The organism is Sphingomonas sp. ATCC 31555, from assembly GCF_000282895.1.
Lineage (GTDB): Bacteria > Pseudomonadota > Alphaproteobacteria > Sphingomonadales > Sphingomonadaceae > Sphingomonas.
Genome location: NZ_ALBQ01000011.1, coordinates 272797 through 295233 on the forward strand (window position 1 = coordinate 272797; position 22437 = coordinate 295233).

19 protein-coding genes are annotated in these 22437 nt (G+C 66.6%); 6 read left to right on the forward strand and 13 right to left on the reverse strand.

Features of this window, described 5'->3' with window-relative positions; all coding sequences use genetic code 11:
* Positions 1-79: 79 nt before the first annotated feature.
* Positions 80-865, forward strand: a complete 786-nt coding sequence (locus B215_RS19615) for a fatty acid desaturase (RefSeq protein ID WP_019368662.1) — start codon at positions 80-82, stop codon at positions 863-865.
* On the opposite strand, the gene B215_RS0105645 is transcribed toward B215_RS19615, so the two are convergent.
* The 4 genes from B215_RS0105645 to cphA all read right to left on the reverse strand — a co-directional run bounded on the left by B215_RS0105645 (position 837) and on the right by cphA (position 6901).
* A complete protein-coding gene (locus tag B215_RS0105645; RefSeq protein ID WP_019368663.1) occupies positions 837-2063 on the reverse strand; it encodes a nucleotide disphospho-sugar-binding domain-containing protein in 1227 nt (408 codons plus the stop codon). The genes B215_RS19615 and B215_RS0105645 overlap by 29 nt on opposite strands.
* A gap of 393 nt (positions 2064-2456) precedes the next feature.
* Positions 2457-3257, reverse strand: a complete 801-nt coding sequence (locus tag B215_RS0105655; RefSeq protein ID WP_019368665.1) for a cyanophycinase — start codon at positions 3255-3257, stop codon at positions 2457-2459.
* Positions 3250-4146, reverse strand: coding sequence for an isoaspartyl peptidase/L-asparaginase family protein (locus tag B215_RS0105660; protein WP_019368666.1), 897 nt, complete (start codon positions 4144-4146; stop codon positions 3250-3252). The genes B215_RS0105655 and B215_RS0105660 overlap by 8 nt, the downstream gene beginning before the upstream one ends.
* Positions 4139-6901 (reverse strand): cyanophycin synthetase, encoded by a 2763-nt coding sequence (gene cphA / locus B215_RS0105665; RefSeq protein WP_019368667.1) that lies wholly within the window; start codon positions 6899-6901, stop codon positions 4139-4141. Before cphA ends, B215_RS0105660 begins: the two co-directional genes overlap by 8 nt.
* A 306-nt stretch (positions 6902-7207) precedes the next feature.
* Here cphA and B215_RS0105670 point away from each other — a divergent pair, with 306 nt between their 5' ends.
* From B215_RS0105670 to B215_RS21240, 3 genes are all read left to right on the forward strand, one after another.
* Positions 7208-8854: a glycoside hydrolase family 43 protein gene (locus tag B215_RS0105670; protein WP_019368668.1), complete on the forward strand. Its 1647-nt coding sequence runs from the start codon at positions 7208-7210 to the stop codon at positions 8852-8854.
* Between the two features lie 344 nt (positions 8855-9198).
* Positions 9199-9570: a cupin domain-containing protein gene (locus B215_RS0105675; RefSeq protein ID WP_019368669.1), complete on the forward strand. Its 372-nt coding sequence runs from the start codon at positions 9199-9201 to the stop codon at positions 9568-9570.
* 1 nt (position 9571) lies between these two features.
* Positions 9572-9877, forward strand: coding sequence for a hypothetical protein (locus tag B215_RS21240; protein WP_152997932.1), 306 nt, complete (start codon positions 9572-9574; stop codon positions 9875-9877).
* Positions 9878-10037: 160 nt separating this feature from the next.
* On the opposite strand, the gene B215_RS0105680 is transcribed toward B215_RS21240, so the two are convergent.
* From B215_RS0105680 to B215_RS0105720, 9 genes are read right to left on the reverse strand one after another with little or no spacing between them, the layout of a single operon-like run.
* Positions 10038-11000, reverse strand: coding sequence for a fumarylacetoacetate hydrolase family protein (locus tag B215_RS0105680; protein ID WP_019368670.1), 963 nt, complete (start codon positions 10998-11000; stop codon positions 10038-10040).
* Between the two features lie 28 nt (positions 11001-11028).
* On the reverse strand, positions 11029-11919 hold the full coding sequence (locus B215_RS0105685; protein ID WP_019368671.1) for an NAD-dependent epimerase/dehydratase family protein: 891 nt from the start codon (positions 11917-11919) through the stop codon (positions 11029-11031).
* A 2-nt stretch (positions 11920-11921) separates the two neighbouring features.
* The gene (locus B215_RS0105690; protein WP_019368672.1) at positions 11922-12485 is read right to left on the reverse strand and encodes a cupin domain-containing protein; all 564 of its coding nucleotides are present in this window, start codon (positions 12483-12485) and stop codon (positions 11922-11924) included.
* 12 nt (positions 12486-12497) lie between these two features.
* Positions 12498-13682, reverse strand: coding sequence for an MFS transporter (locus B215_RS0105695; RefSeq protein WP_019368673.1), 1185 nt, complete (start codon positions 13680-13682; stop codon positions 12498-12500).
* Positions 13679-14836, reverse strand: coding sequence for an alpha/beta hydrolase family protein (locus tag B215_RS0105700; RefSeq protein ID WP_019368674.1), 1158 nt, complete (start codon positions 14834-14836; stop codon positions 13679-13681). The genes B215_RS0105695 and B215_RS0105700 overlap by 4 nt, the downstream gene beginning before the upstream one ends.
* 4 nt (positions 14837-14840) lie before the next feature.
* Complete coding sequence (locus B215_RS0105705; protein WP_019368675.1) at positions 14841-15743, reverse strand: VOC family protein; 903 nt, start codon at positions 15741-15743, stop codon at positions 14841-14843.
* A 19-nt stretch (positions 15744-15762) separates the two neighbouring features.
* Complete coding sequence (locus tag B215_RS0105710) at positions 15763-16878, reverse strand: FAD-dependent oxidoreductase (RefSeq protein ID WP_019368676.1); 1116 nt, start codon at positions 16876-16878, stop codon at positions 15763-15765.
* Between the two features lie 3 nt (positions 16879-16881).
* The gene (locus B215_RS0105715) at positions 16882-17856 is read right to left on the reverse strand and encodes an MBL fold metallo-hydrolase (protein WP_019368677.1); all 975 of its coding nucleotides are present in this window, start codon (positions 17854-17856) and stop codon (positions 16882-16884) included.
* Between the two features lie 9 nt (positions 17857-17865).
* Positions 17866-20247: a TonB-dependent receptor gene (locus B215_RS0105720; protein ID WP_019368678.1), complete on the reverse strand. Its 2382-nt coding sequence runs from the start codon at positions 20245-20247 to the stop codon at positions 17866-17868.
* 166 nt (positions 20248-20413) lie between these two features.
* Here B215_RS0105720 and B215_RS0105725 point away from each other — a divergent pair, with 166 nt between their 5' ends.
* Positions 20414-21310: a LysR family transcriptional regulator gene (locus B215_RS0105725; protein ID WP_019368680.1), complete on the forward strand. Its 897-nt coding sequence runs from the start codon at positions 20414-20416 to the stop codon at positions 21308-21310.
* A gap of 84 nt (positions 21311-21394) precedes the next feature.
* On the forward strand, positions 21395-22387 hold the full coding sequence (locus B215_RS0105730; RefSeq protein WP_019368681.1) for a cysteine synthase A: 993 nt from the start codon (positions 21395-21397) through the stop codon (positions 22385-22387).
* Positions 22388-22437 lie beyond the last annotated feature (50 nt).

The window sequence follows — 22437 nt, forward strand, 5'->3', positions numbered from 1 at the left end:
TCACAACGGCTTACCCCATTGCCAACCATGCTGCCGTCGACCTGCCTGCACGGCAGCGCGGGCAGCACCGGAGCAATCCATGACCCGGTTAGAAGCACCTCGCGACGAAGGACGACAAGGCCGGTGTGGCATCGACGCGCAGGACAAGCGGGTCGCACAGCGCGGGCGGTGGATCGCTGCGGCGATCGGGGGCGCCTGGCTGGCCGTGCATGTCGGGTGCATCTTCTTCTGGCGCTGGAGCATCGCCGCCGCGCCGCTGGCGGTGTTCATCGTCCTGCTACAGGCCTGGCTCAGCACCGGGCTGTTCATTGTCGCGCATGATTGCATGCATGGATCGCTTGCACCGGGCAGGCCGAGATGGAACGCGGTTGTGGGAGCGCTCTGCCTGGGCGCATATGCCGGCCTTTCCTACGCCGTCCTGCTGCCCAAGCACCACGCCCATCATGCGGCACCCGGCAGTGCCGACGACCCAGACTTCCATGCCGACGCGCCGCAGCGTGCACTACCCTGGTTCGGATCCTTCTTCCGGACCTATTATACGCACGGCCAGCTCGCCCGGATCACCGCGGCGGCGATCGTCTATCTGCTGCTGGGGGCGTCGCTGCTCAACATCGTCGTCTTCTGGGCGGTGCCCGCGCTGCTGGCGCTGGGGCAGTTGTTCCTGTTCGGCACTTATCTGCCGCACCGCCATGATGGCCGGCCGTTTGCCGACAAACATCATGCGCGCAGCAACACGCTGGGGCCGATGCTGTCGCTGATTACCTGCTTCCACTTCGGTGCCTATCATCACGAACATCACCTGAGCCCCGGCACACCCTGGTGGCGGCTGCCGGCACTCAGGCGGGAGCGGCTAGCGCGGCGTTGACGGCGGCAGCGGCGGCGGCCGCACCTCCGGCGACAGCGATCTCGGCGCCGATGGTACGGGAGGCCTGCCGATAGCTTGGCTGCCGGAGGACGGCTTCCAACGCGAGGGCCAATTCGCCGACGCTCAGCCCGCGCGGGGACAGGACGCGCCCTGCGCCGATATGCGCCAGCCGGGCAGCGGTTGCGGGCTGTTCGAAGCCGATCGGCAGCGCCACGATCGGTACGCCCGCGGCGAGCGCATCGAGCACCGAGTTGAAGCCGCCGTGGAGCACCGCGGCGGCACACTGCCGCAGTACCGCCGCCTGCGGCCAGAAGGCACGCACCAACGGATCGCCGGGCAGTGCGTTTTCTTCCATTGGCGAAAGGCCGCCACCATGGCCGATCACGGCTCTTGCGCCGATCGCCGCACAAGCCCGTGCCATGGTGACGAAGAGCTCCCGGCGAGCCCCCTGTATCGTGCCGAGCGAGCAGAAGACTAAAGGGCGGCCGTCGTGCGGCAAGTGCAGGGGCTCTGTTTCGGCGGCGCGCCAGGGGGACCCGTAGTGAAACTCCGGCGGCAGGCGCCGGCGGGGGAAATCCAGTCCCCGCGGGCACTGCGCGACCTGAACCCGTGGTCGCGGGCAACTCGCCGGGAGGTTCCATTCGCGACGACGGGCATCGATCACACGCTGGACGGGCCGCATCAGCCAATCGGTGATCGCATAGCCGGATCGGTTCCTGAACCTGCCCAGCGCATCGGGGCGGTACCGCCAGCCGACGAAGGGCGGCGGCACATCGGCTTCGCCCAGGAGCGGCAGGCCGGTCACGGCAATGGCATAAGGAAGCTTGAGCCTGGCGGCGATCAGCGGACCGGCGGGTTCCACCGCATCCGCGAGGATCGCGGTGGCGCCGATCCGATCCAGCACCCCGGGCGCTTCCGCCAGCAGCCTGTCCGTCATCGCCGCGGTCGCACCGATCATGCGTCTGAGGCGCGTGGGGCCGTTCGGCTCCACGAGGGTGGCGAGATACGCCTCCAGCACCTGCTCCGTTCCGCCCGGCAAGGGCGTAAACCCGATATCAGGCGTGGTAATGAACCGCCGCGCTGCGTCCAGATGTACCAGCGATATCCGCCAGCCGCGACCGACCAGGGCGCTGGCCAGTACCTGCACCGGGTTCAGATGACCCGGCAGCGGAGCGGTGAGGATAGCGAGATGTCCCATCGATGCTCGATCGCCTGTGTGAAGCGGAATTTCCACCAACGTTGTCCGGCATCATCCGTGCCTCGCCAACGCTCGGGTTACGCAAAGGCGAGGAACGCGAGGCTGGCTGGGGTCGATCGCCGCGACGACACCTTCGTCGACCAGGAATGCTGTGGCTAGAGTCGGAAGGGTCCGGTTGCCAGAGCGGCTGACGGATGTCGCGGCCGAGATGCGATTCCGGATCCGGCAGGGAGCGCCGACCCTGAAGGCCATTTTGGCCGCGACGCGCGGCAGCGAGGCGAGGAGATGTGAGGGCATGGGCGCATGCATCGTGCGCTTCACCGCGGCGATGACGAGCGCACCGCTTCAGCCAGACGCGCCCAGCATGCACCGGTGATGCTGCACCGTCGAGCTTCAGCCCTTCCGCAGTGCCGGGCGGCGTTCGTCCAGATCGAAGCCGTCCCCATCGCTGAGAACGTGCAGCCGCACATCGTGCATCGATAGCGTGCGCTCCGGGCTGGCTTCGGCGATGTTGGAATGCGTTACGCCCGACCCATCGACGATGTAGACCGCGCCCGCGCCGATCACCCGGAAGCAGCAGCCCTCCAGCACGATCGCGGTATTCTCGTCGATGCCGATGCCCAGCACCCGCGGGTTCTGCGCCACCGCGCCGAGCAACCGCCCGATCCGCCCGCGCTCGGCGAAGTGCTGGTCGATGATCACGTCGCGCACCAGCCCCAGCCCGGGCGCCATGTGCAGATCGCCGATGCGGTGCGATTCCGAGCTGGAGCCCTTTACCAGCATCGTTTCGCTCATCACCGAGGCGCCCGCGGACGTCCCCGCCACCACGCCGCCCCGCTGGTGAATGTCGCGCACCATCCGTTCCACCGGCGTGTCGCCGATCTGGCTGGAGATGCGCAGCTGGTCGCCGCCGGTGAAGAAGATGCCGGCGGCGCCTTCGAGCACCGACTGCATTTGCTGCTCCAGCGTGTCGCCGCGCTCGTGCACATACAGCTCGACGAGATGGTCGACGCCCAGCGCACCGAACGCTTTTTGATAGGCGTCGAAATAGCCTTCGGGCTTGTGGCTGGCGACGGTGGCGATCACCAGTTTGCCCTGCTTCACGCGCGCGGCGACTTCCTTAAGGATGGCCTTGTCGCCTTCCTTGTCCTCGTGGCCGCCGATGATGATCAGCGGTCCGCCCCGTTCAGCCATGCAGGATATCCTTCAATTCATCGCGGTGAACGGCAGCACGCGGAGCATCGAGCTCGCTGGAATGCAGTGCCAGCGCGAAGTGATCGCTGTTGTGCGCAATGCCGAAGGCGCCGGATCGGTCCACCACGATCGCGCCCGCCTCGCCGCCGACCCTGCCGAGCCGAGCGATCGCGTGTTCGGCCGCCTCGTGTGCGGTGCCGCCTGTCTCCAAGGCGTGCATCACGTGCGCCGCGAGCATCGTCCGCAGGATCGCTTCGCCGTCGCCCGAAAAGGCGCAGCCGCCCAGCGTATCGTCCGCATAGAGCCCGGCGCCAGGGACGGGAGAGTCGCCGATCCGGCCGGGGTGCTTGCCCGGTAGTCCGCCGGTGGATGTGGCAGCCGCGATCGCGCCCGTGGCGTCGATCGCCACGCAGCCCACCGTATCATGTGCCTTGCTGTTCTCCGAGGCGAGCGTTTCGCGGGACAGCATCGTCTCGGGCTCGACCAGCGCGATGCCGTGCGCCGCCGCGAACCGCTCCGCGCCTTCGCCGGCGAGCAGCACGGGCTGGTCCGGCAGCATCGCGCGCGCGACGCCGATCGGATTGCGCACGCGCCGCACCCCCGCGACACCCCCGATCGCGAGGCTGGAACCCTCCATCATCGCGGCGTCCATCTCGACCGTGCCGTCGCTCGTCCGTACGGAGCCGAAGCCCGCGTTGAACACCGGATCGTCCTCCAGCACCCGAACCGCCGCTTCGGCCGCCGCCACCGCGCTGCCGCCGACGCGCAGCACGTCTGCGCCCGCCCTGCCGGCGGCGGCGCAGCCTTTGCGGTTGCGATCATGGAGCGCCGGATCGATGGTCTTGGCGCCACCATGAACGATGATCGCCCACCGGGCTGCTTCAGACATGCAGCGTCTCCCGAACTGTCGCTTCGGGCTCGAAGGCGAGGATTCGATCCCACACCGCCTGGATCGCACTGGGCATGATCACCAGCAGGTCGCCCGGGCGGCCAAGCTGAAGCACCATGTTCACCGCGTCCATCTCGTCGACGATGCGGTGGACCTTCTCCGGCTGCACCCCTGCCTGCATCGCGCCTTCGGACATCAGCCCGTTGGTCTCGCCGCGCGGGCGTCCCCGGCCGTCGGGCGCCTCGCGGAAAACGATCTCGTCGAAAAGAGCGCCGGCGAGCTGGCCCATCTCGACAATGTCGCAGTCGCGCCGGTCACCGGGGATGCTGACCATGCCGATCACGCGGCGGTAGCGCGGGCGCATCTGTTCGATCACTTGCCCCAGCGCGCGCAGGCCTGCGGGGTTGTGCGCGTAATCGAGAATGTAGCGCATCCCGTGTGCGTCATGGATGTTGAGGCGTCCCGGCGAGTCCTCGAACGAGACGCTGAAGGCGTGAAGCCCCTCGCGGATCGCATCCAACGGCACGCGCTGCGCAACGCACATCGCCACCGCGGCGAGCGCATTGGCGATGTTGAATTCGGCGATCCCGCCCAAGGTGGCGGGGATGTCGGCGGCGGGCATCAGTTCAATCCGCTCGCCGTCGCGGTGGATCGCGATGCACCCGCCATAGCTGTCGGGTTCGCGCACCACCGCCATGCCGCCCGCCGCGATGTGGCGACGCAGCTGATCGGAAAGGTCACTGCCGCCAGACAGCGAGAACCACACGATCGTGCCGCGTGCGTGCCGGGCGATGCGGTGGCACATCGGATCGTCGGCATTGAGCACCGAATGTCCACGCCGTGCCACGCTTTCCACCACCACGCCCTTCAGTGCGGCCAGTTCTTCGACGGTGTCGATACCCTTCAGCCCCAGATGATCAGCGGTGACGTTCAGCACCACGCCGACATCGGCGGCGTCATAGCCCAGCCCCTCGCGCAGGATCCCGCCGCGTGCGGTTTCCAGCACCGCCACGTCGACCGCGGCATTGCGCAGCACCGCGCGCGCGCTCTTCGGTCCGCTGGCATCGGCCTCCACCATCAGATGGCCGTTGAAGTAGATGCCGCTGGTAGACGTCATGCCGACATTCTTGCCCGACTGGCACAGGATGCGGGACACCATCCTGGCAGTGGTCGACTTGCCGTTCGTACCGGTGATCGCGAAGATCGGTATGCGGCTGCGCGATCCGCGCGGAAACAGCATGTCGATGACCGGGGTCGCCACGTCGCGCGGGGTGCCGCTCGAGGGCTCCAGATGCATGCGGAAGCCGGGCGCGGCATTCACCTCGACGATCCCGCCACCGGTCTCGCGCACCGGGCGCCGAATGTCCGGCGAGAGAAAGTCGATCCCGCAAACGTCGAGGCCGACGACCGCCGCCGCCTGCTCGGCGATCGCGCGATTGGCGGGGTGAATCACGTCCGTCCGGTCGACTGCGGTACCGCCGGTGGAGAGATTGGCGGTGTCGCGCAGGATCACCTGCTCGCCCGCCATCGGAATGGTCGCGGGGGTGCGGCCGGCCTTTGCCAGCAGCGCCAGCATCGCTTCGTCGATCACGATCCGGGTCAGCACATTCTCGTGCCCCGTGCCGCGGCGCGGATCCTGGTTGAGATCGTCGATCAGCTGCGCGATCGAATGGAAGCCGTCGCCGATCACCTGCGCCGGCACGCGCTCGGCGACGGCGACGACCTTGCCGTTCACTACCAGGATGCGATGATCGTTGCCCGGCACCTGCTGTTCGACGATCACCCGGCGGCTATGTTGCGCGGCCAGTCCGAAGGCGGTGCGCACCGCGTCTTCCTCCATGATGCCGGTGGTGACGCCGCGGCCGTGATTGCCGTCCAGCGGCTTTATCACCACCGGCCATTTCAGCCGCTTCGCCTCCTCCAGCGCTTCTTCCCAGCGCCGAACCACCACGCCGCGAGGCACGGGCAGCCCGGCCTCGGCCAGCAACTGCTTGGTCATTGCCTTGTTGCCCGCGATGTCGACCGCGATCTGCGCGGTATCGCCGGTGATGCTAGCGCGGATGCGCTTCTGGCGGCTGCCATAGCCGAACTGGATCAGGCTCTGCTCGTTGAGCCGCGTGACCGGGATGCCGCGTCGTTCTGCCGCCTCTACTAGCGCACGCGTGGTAGGGCCTAGGGCATTCGCCTTGAGGATCGCCTGCAGCGGAGCGACGATCGCGCGCACGTCCTGTGGGGAATCCAGCGGCGCGGTGCCGAGCAGGCGCAGCCCCTCCACCTTGCGCAGCGGCTGGGGCAGCAGGTCTGCCACGAGCCGGATCGCGGCCAGGCCGGCGGCGAGCCCCAGCGCTTCGTCGCGATAGGCATAGAGGATATTGTACACGCCCGGCCGATCCTTCACCGACCGCGTCTTGCCGCGGGTGACCCGCGAGCCGGCGAGTGTCTGCAGCTCGAGCGCGACATGCTCGATGATGTGGCCCATCCAGGTGCCTTCGCGCAGCCGATCGACGAAGCCGCCCGGACGCTGATAGCTGCAGCCATGGATGCCAAGCCCGGGGAGCAGCGCGAGCAGCGCGTCCGCAAAGCCGAGCAGCCTGTTGCTCGGCCACTGCTCCAGGTCGCGCAGATCCACCTGGATGCGGATCATCGGCCGCGTGCTGTAGAGATGGGGACCGCGATAGACGCTGCGCTCCTGCACCCGCATTCCGTTCGCCGTCGCCGGGCGCGCAAAATCGGCCGGCTGCACCAACGCTGTCATGGTTACCCTCTGGAAGCGGCACCGAGGACCGGTGCCTGAACCCGTAAAACGGCGCAGCCGGCATCCGCGTTCCGCCGTTTGATGCGGATCAACGGTTTGAAACGATGTGGATTATCCGGCGGCATTCGCGCTAGCGGCGCGGGGGCACGCCAAACAGCTTTGAGCGGATGGCCCTAGTTTTTCTCTTGAAGTCGCTCGCGCAATGGTAATTGTCGGCCCTGACGATCCAGGGCTCTGGCGGTAGTGCGGCCAAGATTCCGATGTTCATCACCACGCAGATACACGCCCGGAGCAGGAGACAGCCTGATGATTGCACGGTTCACGGCGCCCGCATTGCTGGCGACCATCATGGCAACGCCCGCGACGGCGCAGGCACCGGCGCGGTTCAGCGACTTCCGCTATGCGGGCCGCGCTGCGGAAACGGTGGCGCTTCGCGCCGGCGAATATCGCAACCCCATTCTTTCCGGCTATTATCCCGATCCATCGGTCACCCGCGTCGGCAGCGACCATTATCTCGTCCTGTCGTCCTTCGCCCATTATCCGGGACTGCCGATCTTTCATTCGAAGGACCTGGTGCACTGGACGCAGATCGCCAACGCAATCGACCGGCCGGGCCAGCTCGATTTCACCGGCATGCGCACGTCGCAGGCGGTGTTCGCACCGGACATCTCCTACCACCAAGGCACCTTCACCATCGTGAACACCTGCGTGAGCTGCAACGGCAATTTCGTCATCACGGCGAAGGACCCGCGCGGCCCCTGGTCCGATCCGATCTGGCTGCCCTTCGAAGGCATCGATCCCTCGATCTACTGGGAAGGGGACAAGGCCTATATCGTCAACAACCGCGCACCCGATGAGCCGCCGCGCTACGATGGCCATCGTGCGATCTGGATCCAGGAGTATGACTGGCGGGCCGGCAAGATGGTGGGTCCCAGCACGCAGCTCATCAACGGCGGCGTCGATATCGCCAAGAAGCCGGTGTGGATCGAAGGGCCGCACATCTTCAAGAAGGACGGGTGGTACTATCTCACCGCCGCCGAGGGCGGGACGAGCGTCAATCATTCGCAGGTGGCGTTTCGCTCGCGCACGCTGCGCGGGCCCTATGTGCCCTTCGCCGGTAATCCGATCCTCACCCAGCGCGACCTAGATCCCGACCGGCCGCATCCGGTGACCTCCACCGGCCACGCCAAGCTGGTGCAGACGCAGAATGGCGATTGGTGGGCGACCTTCCTGGGGGTGCGCCCCTATGCCGACGATTTCTATAATGCCGGCCGCGAGACGTTCCTGCTGCCGGTCACCTGGGTGGATGGCTGGCCGATCATCCTGCCCGCGGGCAAGGCGGTGCCGCTCGTCGCCAAGGCGCCGGCACTTCCCCGACAGCCCAGGCCTGTGCTGCCGACCAGCGGCGACTTCAGCTATGTCGACCGCTTTGCCGGCAACCGGCTGTCGATGCAGTGGATCGGCATCCGCACCCCCAAGACACCCTTCTACAAGGTCGAAGGCGGCGAACTGGTGATCACCAAGGGCGGCCCTTTAGGGGATCTGCAGCAGGTGCCTGGATTTGTCGGTCGTCGCCAGCAGCACGCCAACGCCACCGTCAGCGTCACCGTTCGCTATGCGCCCGTCAAAGACGGCGATCGCGCCGGTCTGGCCGCGGTGCAGAGCGACCAGAACCATCTATTCTTCGGGCTGACCCGCGCCGGCGGCGTTCGGACGCTCGCGCTCTACACGCGCCAAAAAGGTGACGAGCAACTGGTCGCCGCGCGCCCGCTACCCGGCACTGCGCCGGTTACACTGACCCTGCGGATCACCGGCGGCACCATCGCGTTCGATTATGCGAGCGGACAGGCCAAGGGCACGCTGAAGCGCGACCTCGACGCGCGCTTCCTCAGCACGCACGAAGCAGGCGGATTCGTCGGCACCGTGATCGGCCCGATGGCCTGGACGCAGTGATGCGGCAGGTGTCGCGCTGGCGCTCCGCCGGAATCATGACGTGCATATTGTCGCAGCCGGCTTCCCCCAGGATATCAACTCTTGGGACCATGACCCTAGGGCAATGCGCCGGAAGCGTTTGAGGCCCGCCGGTACGTGGGTACCCCTGCTGCAGGCGAGCGGCTGTGGCGGCTCTGCAGGCATTTCTCCTTGTAGATGCGAGCTTGTACCTCGAGCGAATGATCGCATCGCGTTGCAATCGAACATGCGACCGGACCCTTCGTGCCGGCACATCGTTGAGAGCGGCGGTCCCGCCGGAGCAGGCTCGCCCCGGCACGAGTGTCCACACAAGCAGGAGATGCCGCATGGCCGTATTCAACAAGGACATCATCGACCTGGCGACGAAGAACAAGAACTTCCAGAAGGAAGTCTATTATGATGATAATTGCCAGGTGGTGCTGATGAGCATCGAACCCGGCGAGGACATCGGCGAGGAAACGCATGACGCCGATCAGACCACCTTCTTCGTGGCGGGCGAAGGCCAGGCGGTGGTCGACGGGAGCCGTACCAAGGTGACGCCCAACCACATGATCGTCATCCCGAAGGGCGCGAAGCACAACATTATCAACAAGGGCGACGAACCGCTGAAGCTGTTCACCGTCTACTCACCGCCCGCCGAGGAGCAGGGGATCAATCACAAGACCAAGGAAGAAGCCGAGGCCGCTGAAGAGGAATGACGTGACCTCCGCGGCGCGCCTGTCGCGCGCCGCGGCAGGACTGCGTCAACTGTCGTGCCGCTCGGCTTGTGCAAAGGTCACGCAGGGCCAGCGATTTCGCCACCACATCCTGCAGCGCTTCGACGACTGGGCAGCCCCTAGATGTCCGGACGCCTTGGATCCCAATTTCGAGGACAAAGGCATTGCCGAGCATCGCGATCGTTTTGGCGTGCTGGCAGTATGCCGGCGCCTCTCCGCGCAGCCGAGTAGTCATCATGCCTCGCAGAAGAGCCCGCTGAGCCCCCGGGATCGGGAAGATCCTCGGTAGACGGAGTTGCTCCGGCAAGCTTGGAACGACAGCGGCAGGGCATGCCTAGGGCGGCACCCATGGATCTGATCTGGTCCGCAAGCCCTATTCGATGGACGTTCTTTCACGCGCCCTGCGCCAGGCGACGCCGGTGAAATAGGACTGGCCGGCGCCTGCCGCCTCAGCGTGCCAGCGCCACCCGCTGATCGATGCTGCCGAAGAACGCTGCGTCTTCGCCCACGTGCATCCGCACGCGATCGCCTGCGCTGAGGAAGGGGGTGCGGAAGGCGCCGTGTGCGATCTTTTCGATCGCCCTTCGCTCGGAAATGCAGGTCGAGCCGACCGTAGCGTGATCGGCGTTGGAAACGGTGCCCGATCCGATGATGGTGCCCGCCGGCAAGCTGCGGGTCCGCGCCGCATGGGCGATCAGTTCGTGAAAGCCATAGGCCATGGCGTCGCCATTGGGGCTGCCGAACCAGGCGCCGTTCACCGCGACGGTGAGCGGCAGGCAGACGCGACCGTTCTGCCAGGCCTGGCCGAGCGCGTCGGGCGTGACGGCGAAGGGCGCGACGCTGCATGCCGGCTTGGCCTGAATCCAGCCGAAGCCCGTCTTCATCTCGACCGGCGCGATCGTGCGCAGCGACCAGTCGTTGATCAGGACGATCAGCCGGACATGCGCCAGCGCCCGATCGGCCGGGCAGCCCATCGGCACCGGGCCAGTGATGACGCCGAACTCGCCTTCGAAATCGATGCCATCGGCTTCGGACGGGAAGGGCACATCCTCGGTCGGGGAGAGGAACTGATGGCTCAGGCCCTGGTACATCAGCGGCTTGTCGGTTTCGATCGGCGGGAGATCGAAGGCCTGCTGCATCAGTTCGCCGTGTGTCGGGAAGGCGGAGCCATCCAGCCACTGCCAAGTGCGCGGCAGCGGCGCGCGCAGCGTGGCGGGATCGAGCGGGCTGCCTTGGCCTGCCTCCAGCCGCGCGGCCGTGCCCTGCAACGCGGGCAGTGCCGCCTCCCAGTGTTCGAGCGCGCCCAGCAGATGGGGCGCAGCGGCGCCGGCCGGCAGGCAGGTGGCGCCGTCGCGGGAAACCAGGATCAGTTCGCCGTCGGCGGTACCGTTGTCACGGGTGGCAAGTCGCATGGAGAGTTCTTTCCTTGGGATCGGGGTGTCAGCAGGTCGGGAGCACCGCCTCGACCAATTGCCGTACGTCGCGTTCGGCGGTGAAGCCGAGCGCGGCGGCGCGGGGCGTGTGCAGCGGCGGATAGCTGCCGAAGCTGCGGCGCAAGGCCGCATCCTCCGCATGGGTGATCGTCGCCATCGGGAAGCGGCGGACGAGTTCGGCGACCAGATCGCCCATCGCGAAGCGCAGCGCGGGCAGGGTGACGGGGTGCTGCTCGGCGATGTCCGCCAGCAGGGCGGCGACGAGATTGGCGGCACAGGCCGATACCGAGCAGACCCAGCTCGTTGCATCGGGCGCTACCGGCACGGCATAGGCTTGGCCGGCGCGCGCGGCGTGGAAAAGATCGCTCAGAAATGCGGATCCGAACCCGCCGGCCGACGCCGGACGGGCGACGATGCCCGGCAATCGCAGAACGGCGCCACGCAGAGCACCGCGCCGCACCGCATCGCCAAAACCGAGTTCGACCATCCGCTTGTGCGTGCCGTACACGCTGTCGGGGACGGCAACCGTACCATCGTCCACCGGACCGGCGGGTGCCGCTCCGAACACGGCGATCGATCCGGCGAGGATCAGCCGCCGGCCCTGCATCGCTTCGATCAGGCGCAGCGGCACATCGAGGTTGATCGCGCGGGATGCGGCAGGATCGCGCTCGGCAGCGCCGCCGGGCAGCGCGGCCAGGTGAAGAAGCGCGTCGCAATTCCGCACGGCTTGCGCCAGCACAGCCGGATCGGTGAGATCGCCTGTCAGGCGCGTACCGGAGCCTTCTTCCGAAAACGCCCGGTCGACCAGCAGCAGATCGGCGGCGACGCTCGTCTCGCGCAGCCGCCGGACGACCGCCCGGCCGACAAAGCCGTCGGCGCCGGTGATCGTCAGCCGCATCGTCAGCGCTTCAGGCTCGCATCGAATTCGCCGTCGATGAGGATGAAGGCGATGCGGCAATTCCTGTCGGAGCGGTTCGACCAGCCATGGTTGGTGCCGCGCTGGATGACGATGTCGCCGGCACGCACCGTCGTCTCGCCCTCATCCATGATCAGGACGAGCTCGCCTTCGAGGACGATGCCATAGTCGATCGTCTCGGTGCGGTGCATCAGCGCGTGGCGCGAGCCTTCGCCATGCGCCGAGGCACTGCCGGCGCCAACCTCGGCGAAATGCGCCTTCGCCTCTTCCGGCGTCATGTTGCGAATGCCGTCGCCTTCGGGCGGGATGTCGAGCACGCGGATCCGGGTGCCGTTCTTCGGCGGCGCGAGGACGATGCCCTGTTCGGGCGGCTCGCCCGAGGCGGCGTCGATCGGGGCGGGTGTCGCCTGGGTGTTCCACACCTCATGAAACATCGGGCCGATATCGCCGCCGACACGCTGGACGCGCGGCACGGTGCCGTCTTCCTGGATGATCGCGCGGCCCTGGGCATCATGGCCGGTGACGACGCGGCGAACGGGTTTTTCCATGGTCTTGGTCCTTCAAGCGGAGATGGGAGCGGGCGCGCGAGCGCCGGCGAGCAGGGCGGCGACGGCCCCGGCCAGCGCCAGGCCGGTGTAGAGCAGCAGAGTCTGTGCAAGCCCGCCGGTGGCCGGTTCCAGCAAGGTGGTGATGAGCGGCGCGGCGAATTGGCCGAGGAAGAAGGCGCCGGTCCAGGCGCCGGTCCCCGATCCGCGCGCGGCGGCTGGCAGACGGCGCATCACCCAGGCGAGCATGTTCGGGAGCATTACGCCACTGCCGATACAGGCGAGGATGGCGAAGCCGGTGATCGCGGCGAAGCCGGGGGACAAGGCGGTACCGGCATAGCCGATCGCCACCAGCGCCAGCCCCATTGCCAGCAGGCGCGGCCCGGCATGGGCCTTGAGCCGGCCGAAGACGATGCTGCCGATCGCTACGCCGAGGTTGGTGCCGGCCGCGGCGAGGCCGATCAACGCGGGGGAACGGACGCCGCTGCGCTCGATGATCGGGCCTACCTGCACGATGATGGTGTAGAACAGGATGCCGACTGCGATCGTGATCAGCAGGATCGGCAGCATCGTGCCGAGCGGCAGCCGCACCCTGGCGACGGCGCGGGCGGCGCGCTGGACCGGTTCGAACAGCATGGCCGCCACGGCGACCGCGATCGGCAGGGCAATAAGATAGAGCAGAAACGGTCCGCGCGATCCCAGCGCTTCGCCCAGCGCGCCGCCGATCGCCACCAGCGCGATCGCGCTCAGGCTGACCGCCGCCATCTGAATGGAAATCCAGCGTTCGCGACGCGCCCCTTCAAAATAGTCGCCGAGCATCGCGGTCGATACGGTCATGATCGCCGCCTCGGCCAGCCCCAGCACCGCCCGCGCGGCGATGATCGCGGGCAGATCCTTCAGCAGGAACGGCAAGGTACCGACCACGCCGTACACCAGCAGCGACAGCAGCAGCACCGGCTTGCGGCCGAAGCGATCGGAGAGCGCGCCGGCCACCGGCGAAAACAGCGCGATGCACAAAGCCGGTATGGTGAGCGCCACCGGCACCAGCACCGCTGAGCCCGGCACCGCCGCGAATTCGCGGAGCAGCATCGGCAGCACCGGGACCAGTGCGACGATGCCCATGGTGGGCATGATCGCGGTGAGGATCAGCAGGACCGCGTGCCGGGTGGACGCGACCTGCGTTCCTGCCGCCCCGCTCATGCGACCTTGCCGCCCAGCGTTTCGCCGAACCAGTCGGCGATATAGTCGCGACCATAGGACATGTTGTCCGCGCCGACATGCTCAACGCCGCCTTCGCGCGCGGTGAATAGCTTCAGTTCGCGCTTGGGGCTGTTGACCAGCTGTTCGTAGCAGTCGTGCGCATATTGGACGCTGATCTGGCGATCCTCGGCGCCGTGGGTGACGAGGAACGGCACCATCACCCCGCCCATATGGCCGTTGAGGTTCATGTCGGCTGCCTTGGCGAAGAAATCGTCCATGTCCTTGGCGCCAAACGCCCACATCACATGCGCCCAGTAATGTGGCACCGGGTTCTCGCCTTCGCGGTTCAAGCGCTTCTGCTGCACCTCGGCCCAATTATGGTTCGCGCCCCAGCAGGCGCCCGAGGCGAAGCGGGGTTCGTAGGCGACCGCGCGGGGGGCGAAATGGCCGCCGAGCGAGATGCCGGTCATGCCGATCCGCTTGGGATCGGCGTCCGGCTGGCGCTCCAGCCAGTCGACCGCCCTGGAAGCCCAGTTCTCCGCATGCGGATCGACGGGGAGGTTCTGCAGCCGAAGCGCTTCGCCGGAGCCGGGCTGGTCCACGCACAGGGTGGAAATGCCGCGCCGGGCCAGCGCCTCGGGCAGGCGTGACCAGTAGAGCAGTTCCTTGCAGCTATCGAGGCCGTTGCAATAGACGACCACGGGCTTGCGTCCCTCACCGGGCGCGCGGGTGTAGAGCGCGGGCATGGTGCCAGTGGCAAGGGGGATTTCCACTCGCTCGCGATTGATCTGGCCCAGCATCGTCGACTTGTCGAACGTGGCGCGCGCCTTGGCATAGGTTTCCTTGCGGCCGGGGTGGCCATGGCCCTGCATCCGCTCGCCGGTGAACAGATAGAGCGCAGCACGCTCCAGCTTGTTCGAAGCGGAAAAGGCGCGGCCCCTGGCCTCGTCCTCGGCGGCGAGGCCGATCAGCTTGTCGGCCATCGCAACCCACTGCGCCATGAACTGCGGGGTGCCGGCGTCGGCACCGGCCGCAGCCGCGTCCTTGATCGGCTGGCACATGTCGACCAGCTCGCCGATCTGACCGCCGCTCTCCATCGCGATCGCGACCGAGAGGTTCCAGATATAGTTGGGGAAATATTCGAACAATGCCATGGTATCAGGCCTCCACCGCCACGAACAGGCCCGGATTGGGCGCCGGGTGCGGCAGCGTCTGCGGACCGCCGGTGCCGATGCCCCACTGATCCATGATCAGCGGCGCAGGGGTGTAAACCTGATATTGATGCGCGTCGAAATCGACCTCTTCCAGCTCCGACGTATATTCGGCGACGAAGCCGCTGGGCGTCACGAAATAGCTGAACGTATTGTTGCCGGCGGTATGACGGCCGGGGCCCCAACCGATATCAATGCCGTGCAGCTTCAGCCGGTGCGCGCCGCGCATCATGCCGTCGATGCCTTCCATGTCATAGGCGACATGGTTGAGACAGGCCGGCCCCGGCAGCAGCGCAATGCGATGATGCGCCGAGTTGCAGCGCAGGAAGCACATGAAGTCGCCCAGCCAGTCGCTGACCTTGAAGCCCAGCACGTCGGTGAAGAACTGCACCGCCGCCTGATGGTTGGGAGAATGCAGCACGATATGGCTGATCTTCACCGGCACGCCGTCCCAGCGAGCGATGTCCCGGCGTTGGCCGCGCGCGACGTCGCTTGAGATTTCGAACAGCATCCCGTCCGGCGAGAAGAAGCGGAAGCCATAGCCGCCGCCGGGGGTGGTAAGCGGGGCGGGAGTGCGGACGATCTTGCAGCCGGCGGCTTCGGCCTTGACGTGCAGCGCATCGACATCGGCGCGGCTGTCGGCGGCGAGCGCGATCACGTCGATGCGGTTTTCGTCGGCCGGGCGGAGGCGGACGACCTGGTGTTCGTCATGACCCTGGGCCTTGAACCAGGCCATGCCGTCGTTGCTCGGCACGGCCTCGAGCCCCCAGATCTCCTCGTAGAATTTCTTCTCGGCTTGGAAGTCGGTGACGGCATAGCCGACATAGCGGATTTCGGTAACGCGGGTCATAACAATGCTTCCCTGGGGTTCAGATGGGTTGGGCGGTGACGGCGAACATTTCCGCGGTTGCCTTGGCGTTATCGACCGGCGGACCCTTGCCGAGCTGCCCGTGGCAGATCGCCAGGCTCTGGCGGACGATGTAGGCGCAGCGATCAAAGCGCCGGGCGCGATAGGCAGTGAAGGCGTCTTCTGTGGTTTCGGCGCGGGCAAGCTCCTCGGCGAGGACGAGGCTGTCCTCGATTGCCATGCCGGCGCCTTGCCCCAGGTGCGGCGTGGTGGCGTGGACGGCATCGCCGAGCAGTACGACGCGGCCGCGATGCCAGGCGCCCTCGACCAGCATTCCTTCGAGCGGACGATAGACGACGCCGTCGTCATCGGTGATCTGGTCGGCGAGCGCCTGGATCGCGGGGGCGCAGCGTGCCAGCTTGGCGCGCATCGCCGCTGCCAGCCCCTCGCGAGGATAGCGGGGATTATCCGGTTCCGGCGTGGTGACGTACATGTACATCAGGTCCGCGCTGATCGGGACGAAGCCGACGCCGGTGGGTCCGTTATAGACCTGCAGCGCATCGAGATCGGCAAAGCGCGGGAAGTTGTAGCGCCATACCGCCTGGCCGGTGAATTGCGGGCGCTCCGCATCGGGGAACAGCGTCTCGCGCGTTTGCGAATAGACGCCGTCGGCGCCGATCACCAGATCGTAGATGCCGCTGCTGCCGTCCGAGAAGGTGACCGCCACCTGATCGCTATCGGCGACGATCGTCTCGGCGGTGATGCCCAGCCGCACCTCCGCGCCCAGCGCGATGGTGCGATCGCCCAGCACCTTGTGGAGCGCGGGGCGGCCGATGCCGACATTGGCGGGATAGCCTTCGAGCAGCCGCGGCGCGGGCACGCGCGCGACTTTCTGGCCGGCGGGCGTGAAGATCTCCACCGCATCGAAGCCGACGCCGGCGCCAAGATAATCGTCGAGCAGCCCCAGCGCCTTCATCGCGCGCAGCACATTCGCCTGCTGGATGATGCCGACGCCATACACCGACCAAGTGGGATCGCGTTCGATGACGTCGACGGCGAAGCCCTGCTGGCGCAGCGCAATGGCAGCGGTGAGGCCGCCGATGCCGCCGCCGATGACGAGAATGTTGAGGGATTGCATAGCTTAGAACCGTTCCAGATCATGGGCGGGGGTGACCGGCCCGGCGAAGGATTGATGAATGTCGGCAAGGTAGCGATCGACCGCCGCGGGATCGGCGTCGGCGACCACCAGATGGGTGAGAACCACCCGCTTCACGTTCATCGCCTGGGCCATTTCGCCAACCTGCAGCGGCGTGAGGTGATGGCGGGTCAGATGCTCGGCCATCGCCGCACGCTGCCCGGCGGGCATGTCCGGCTGAAGCCGGGCGATCCGCGCCATGGTGGCGGGCACGTCGATCATTTCGCTGACCAGCAGATCCGCGCCGCGACCCAGTTTCTCCACGGCCGGGCTGGGCCCGGTGTCGCCCGTATAGACGATCGAGCGGCCCGGCAGGTCGAAGCGCAGCGACAACGATTGATAGCGGCTGTCCTCGGCGGAGCCGGGCGCAAAGCTGTAATGGGTGTTGCGGGCGGCGCGAACGGTAAAGCCGCCGAGCGTTGCTGTTCCGCCATCGACAAGCTCGGTCACCGTCACCGTCGATGCCGGATCGATCACCGGCGCGCCGGGCAGGCCATAGCCGGCGGCCGCCGCTGGTCGCATCGATGCGACCAGCCCGTCGACCAGCGCCCGGGTGCCCGGTGGGCCATAGATGGCGAGCGGCCCCGGCGCATTGGTCTGGTAGCGCAGCCCCAGCAACGCGGCGAGGCCGCCGGTGTGATCGAAGTGCAGGTGGCTGAGGAATACCGCCTTAACCTGCATGGCCTGAAGGTGTGCCTTGGCGAGCTGCTCTACCGCGCCGTCGCCGACATCGACCAGATACACGTCCCGCCCGAGGACCAGCGCGTTGGCCGGTTGTGCGCGGGTCGGATCAGGCACCGGGCCGCCCATCGTTCCCAGCGTGATCCACGCCGGGGCGTTGGCCTGTTCTGTCCGCGCCGGCGCCGCACCTGCTGCCATCAGCAGCAAGCCGGCGATCAGCGTTGGGCGGAGCGGACGCATTCCGGCGCCTCAGAACTTCGACGTCGCGCGCACGCCATAGGTGCGCGGCGGCGAATAGACGGCGAGCGCGGCCGATCCGGCACCGTAGATCTGGGCGCTGGCCTGAAAGCGTTCGTCTTCGATGTTGCGGACGAAGGCGGCAATCGACCAGCGATCGTCGGCCGCACCGAACGCGATCTGGGCGTTGCTGACCCAGGTTGCCCCGACCAGCTGGTTGGGCAGATATTCGAAGCCGACCACACGGCTGGTGCGATATTGCGTATCGGCCGAGAACAGCAGCTTGTGGTCGCCCAGCGGCACCGTCTGCTGCCCACCCAGGTTCATCGTCCATTTCGGCGACTGATAAGCGCTGCGGCCGGAGCAGTTGATGTCGTACATCCCCGCCGTGGCGCTGGCGCGATATGGACAGCCGGTGTTCGGCGGCGTCGCGCCGATCGGCTCGCGATAGATGAAGTCATCATATTTCGCATCGAGATACTGGACGTTGACGCTGAGCAGCGTGTTCCGGGTGGCGAGGAACTGGGCTTCCACCTCGACGCCCTTGTTCGTGGACTTGCCGACATTCTCGGTGAACTGGCCCTGATTGCCGTTCCGATCGATGCCCGTGTGGTTCACCTGCTGGTTGCGATACTTCCAAAGGAATGCTTCGAGATTGAGCTGCAGCCGGTTGTCGAAGAACCGGTTCTTCATGCCGATCGTGTAGGCATCGATGAACTCGGGCTGGAACGTCTCGTAGCCTGCCGACAGCGCGAAGCCGCCGGAGCGATAGCCGGTCTCCAGATTGGCGTAGAGCAGCGAATGCGGACCGACATCGAATTCGGCGCCAAGATGATAGGTGAAGCGATCGTTGGACAGCGTGGTGTTCACCGGCGTGACCGCATGGATCAGCAGCGCGCCCGTGGTGCCGATCGGTCGCGCCTGATTGTCCGGCACGGTCGGGAAGACCGAGGACGGCAGATCCTGGTAGCGCCCTGTCGACGGCAAGAGCGGCGCGTTCGGGCAACTCGGCCGGCCCTGCACCACGACGGAGCAGCGGACGAGAAACACGTCGGCGCGGCCGCTAAAGTCCTTGTCATCCTTGGTGTAGCGTAGGCCGCCGATCAGCCGCAGCCGATCGTTGAAATTGGCGGTGATCCGGCCAAACCCGGCATAGGATTTGGTACCCGAGGTGAACTGCTGATAGGCGTTCAGCGCCTGCTGCGCGAACAGATAGGTCGCAGCGACGGTCTCGTCGAAATAATAGGCGCCGAGCATATAGTCGAAGATGCCGACACGGTTGCCGGCGAAGCGCACTTCCAGGCTCTTCTGCTCGTCGGTCTCTGCGACATTGCCGTAGAAGGCGGGTACGGCAAAGCGATTGTCCAGCTTTGAATAGCGCCAGGCGGGGATGACCGTGAGGGTGCCGGCGCCGGTGTTCAGGCTGATCTCGGCATTGGCGCCGTAATAGTTGTTGTCGAGATAGGGCTGCACGTCGAGCGGCGCCAGCGTGCGTCCGGCGAGCCCACTGAACAGCGTGCGGCGATAGGCCTGCGCCTCGGGCGAGAACAGGCCGCTATCCTCGCTGAGGCCCGACGGCACGAACTGGTTGCCGGTGCCGGGAACATAGGCGATCCGGCCGACATAGGTGGAACCCGGACCCTTGCCTCCGCTGTGCGAAAAATCGCCGCCGATCCGCACGGTCAGGTCCGGCGTCAGCTCGCTCAGGAACTGCACGCGGAGCGCCTGGGTCTTTTCGTCGCTGGTGCCGTCGGTCTGATAGCCGTCGCGTCGAACGATGCTGCCGGCGATGCGCATCGCGCCGTGCTCGCCCATCGCGACGTTCACCGCCCCCTGCACGTTTACCGCGTCGTAATTGCCGTAGCTGGCAGTGACGAAGCCGCTGTTTTCGCCAATACGCGGGCGGGTGGGCAGCACGTTGATCGCGCCCGCGGTGGCGTTGCGACCGTAGAGGGTGCCCTGTGGGCCCTTCAGCACCTCGACCCGTTCGAGATCGTAGAAGATGCCCGAGGTGGAGGTAGCGCGGCCGAGATAGACGCCGTCATAATTGAAGGCGACCGCCGGATCGCTATAGCCGTTGACGGTGAAGTTGCCGACGCCCCGAAGGAAGAAGACGGTATTCGCGCCGCCCTGTGGCTGAGCACTGAGCGAGGGCACGGCGGCGCCCAATTCGGTCGAACTGCTCAGCCCGCGGCTCACCAGCTGATCGCCGGTCACCACGGCGACAGGAATACCCGCGCGCTGCAGATTCTCTGCCTTGCGTTGCGCCGTCACGATGATTTCCTGCAGGCCCTGCTGATCGGTGCTGCCAGTATCCTGCGCCGCCGGTGCGGCTGCGCTGTCGTCTCCCGCCCCCGCGACGCTTTGCGCCTGCGCCTGCGCCTGCGCCGTCATGCTTGCGATCCCGAGGGCCAATATCGAACTGGTCCGCCTCCATCCCTTTCTCACAACCGCTCTCCTTGATTCGGATCTTTCGTTGTCCGATGCCGGCAAGATGGGCGGGTTTTGACATCAATCAAAATTCTTATATTTTATGAGGAAGCAATCACGAGGTTGATGCATGCGCCTGGATCGGTTCGATCTGAACCTGCTGGTTGCCTTCCACACGCTGATGGAGGAGCGCAGCGTGACCCGCGCCGCGGAGCGGCTGCACCTTACCCAGCCGGCGATGAGCGCGGCGCTGCGGCGGTTGCGCGAATCGTTCAACGATCCGTTGCTCGTCGCCAACGGCAAGCGGATGGTGCCGAGCCCGCATGCACAGGAACTCGCGCCACGGGTGGCGGAGATCGTCGCTAACGCGCAGGCGCTGATCTCCAGCTCGACCCTGTTCGACCCCGAGACGTCGCGCCGCAGCTTCCGCATCGCCGCGTCGGATTATGTCACGTCGATCGCGGTCCAACCGCTGCTGGCCGAAATGGCGGTACGCGCGCCGGGCATCCGCTGTTCGGTGGTGGCGCCGCATGCTGCAGTATCCGAGCAGATGGAGCGCGGCGAGGTCGACTGCATCATCTCGCCCGAACAGTTCCAGGCTCAGGGACATCCCGCCGAGCTGCTGTTCGAGGAGGAGCATGTCGTGCTCGGCTGGTCCGAAAATCCGCTGTTCCGCAAGCCGATCACCGAAGCTGAATATCAGGCGGCCGGCCACGTCGTGGTGGAGCTTTCGAATACCCCCGCTTTCGTCGAGCAGTTCGTGCGGGCGCGGGGGGATACGCGCAGGATCGAAGTGACCGTGACGTCGTTCACCCTGGTGCCGTGGCTGCTGCCGGGCACGCAGCGCATCGCGCTGGTGCATGCGCGGCTGGCGCGATTGTTCATGGACAAGCTGCCGCTTGCGATGGCGCCCCCGCCATTCCCGCTGCCCAAGATGCGCGAGATGATCCAGTTCAGCCGTGCCCGCGCCGCCGACCGCGGGCTGCTGTGGCTGCGGGAGGGGTTGCGACGGCATGCCGGAAGCTAGCGGAAGCGGGCCTGAAGCAGGCCGGCGGCCCCCGATAGATTGCCTTGCTTGCCGCAGAGGGGGAGCCACCCCTATTTAGGGGCCATGCATGTTCCCCAGAATAGCCTGGCGCTGATCGGCAACACCCCGCTCGTGCGCCTGAAGGGCCCCAGCGCCGAAACCGGCTGCGACATTTTCGCCAAATGCGAGTTCGCCAATCCCGGCGCTTCGGTGAAGGACCGGGCGGCGCTGTTCATCGTCGAGGACGCCGAAGCGCGCGGGCTGCTGGCGCCGGGTGGAACGATCGTGGAGGGCACCGCGGGCAACACCGGAATCGGGCTGGCGCTCGTCGCCAATGCCAAGGGTTATCGCACGATTATCGTGATGCCGGAGACGCAGTCGCGCGAGAAAATGGATACGCTGCGCGCGCTGGGTGCCGAACTGGTGCTGGTGCCGGCGGCGCCCTATTCGAACCCCGGTCATTTCGTGCACACCAGCCGAAGGATCGCGGAGGAAACGCCCAATGCGATCTGGGCGAACCAGTTCGACAATACCGCCAACCGCAAGGCACATATCCATGGCACGGCCGAGGAGATCTGGACGCAGATGGACGGCCGCATCGATGGCTTCACCTGCGCGGCGGGCACGGGCGGGACGATCGCCGGCGTTGGGCTGGGGCTGAAGGCCAAAGACGAGAAGGTAACCATCGCGCTCAGCGATCCGCACGGCGCCGCGCTTTACCATTATTATGCCTGTGGCGAACTGCGCGCCGAGGGGTCGTCGGTCGCCGAGGGGATCGGGCAAGGTCGGATCACCGGCAACCTGGAAGGCGCGCCGATCGACACGCAGTTCCGGATTTCCGACGCGGAGGGGATGCACTGGGTACGTCGGCTGCTGGCGGAAGAGGGGCTTTGCCTGGGCCTGTCTTCCGGCATCAACGTGGCGGGCGCGGTGCGCCTGGCGCAGGCGCTGGGGCCAGGCAAGCGGATCGCCACCATTCTGTGCGACACCGGCTTCCGTTATCTTTCGACCCTCTACAATCCGGAGTGGCTGGCGGCAAAGGGACTGGCGGTGCCTTCGGAGCTGACCCGAGACTGAGGCGCTGCTCGACAAGCGCGCGCTTGTGCGTTACTTTTATGCCACAGTCA

Excerpts from the sequence above, each read along its gene's own strand:
- B215_RS0105730 (WP_019368681.1), top strand. The coding sequence starts at position 21,395 with ATGCATGTTCCCCAGAATAGCCTGGCGCTGATCGGCAACACCCCGCTC.
- B215_RS0105645 (WP_019368663.1), bottom strand. The coding sequence starts at position 2,063 with ATGGGACATCTCGCTATCCTCACCGCTCCGCTGCCGGGTCATCTGAAC.
- B215_RS19615 (WP_019368662.1), top strand. The coding sequence starts at position 80 with ATGACCCGGTTAGAAGCACCTCGCGACGAAGGACGACAAGGCCGGTGT.
- cphA (WP_019368667.1), bottom strand. The coding sequence starts at position 6,901 with ATGACAGCGTTGGTGCAGCCGGCCGATTTTGCGCGCCCGGCGACGGCG.
- B215_RS0105690 (WP_019368672.1), bottom strand. The coding sequence starts at position 12,485 with ATGGAAAAACCCGTTCGCCGCGTCGTCACCGGCCATGATGCCCAGGGC.
- B215_RS0105710 (WP_019368676.1), bottom strand. The coding sequence starts at position 16,878 with ATGCAATCCCTCAACATTCTCGTCATCGGCGGCGGCATCGGCGGCCTC.
- B215_RS0105670 (WP_019368668.1), top strand. The coding sequence starts at position 7,208 with ATGATTGCACGGTTCACGGCGCCCGCATTGCTGGCGACCATCATGGCA.
- B215_RS0105680 (WP_019368670.1), bottom strand. The coding sequence starts at position 11,000 with ATGCGACTTGCCACCCGTGACAACGGTACCGCCGACGGCGAACTGATC.
- B215_RS0105655 (WP_019368665.1), bottom strand. The coding sequence starts at position 3,257 with ATGGCTGAACGGGGCGGACCGCTGATCATCATCGGCGGCCACGAGGAC.
- B215_RS0105685 (WP_019368671.1), bottom strand. The coding sequence starts at position 11,919 with ATGCGGCTGACGATCACCGGCGCCGACGGCTTTGTCGGCCGGGCGGTC.
- B215_RS0105715 (WP_019368677.1), bottom strand. The coding sequence starts at position 17,856 with ATGCGTCCGCTCCGCCCAACGCTGATCGCCGGCTTGCTGCTGATGGCA.
- B215_RS0105700 (WP_019368674.1), bottom strand. The coding sequence starts at position 14,836 with ATGGCATTGTTCGAATATTTCCCCAACTATATCTGGAACCTCTCGGTC.
- B215_RS0105720 (WP_019368678.1), bottom strand. The coding sequence starts at position 20,247 with ATGACGGCGCAGGCGCAGGCGCAGGCGCAAAGCGTCGCGGGGGCGGGA.
- B215_RS0105660 (WP_019368666.1), bottom strand. The coding sequence starts at position 4,146 with ATGTCTGAAGCAGCCCGGTGGGCGATCATCGTTCATGGTGGCGCCAAG.
- B215_RS0105675 (WP_019368669.1), top strand. The coding sequence starts at position 9,199 with ATGGCCGTATTCAACAAGGACATCATCGACCTGGCGACGAAGAACAAG.
- B215_RS0105705 (WP_019368675.1), bottom strand. The coding sequence starts at position 15,743 with ATGACCCGCGTTACCGAAATCCGCTATGTCGGCTATGCCGTCACCGAC.
- B215_RS0105695 (WP_019368673.1), bottom strand. The coding sequence starts at position 13,682 with ATGAGCGGGGCGGCAGGAACGCAGGTCGCGTCCACCCGGCACGCGGTC.
- B215_RS0105725 (WP_019368680.1), top strand. The coding sequence starts at position 20,414 with ATGCGCCTGGATCGGTTCGATCTGAACCTGCTGGTTGCCTTCCACACG.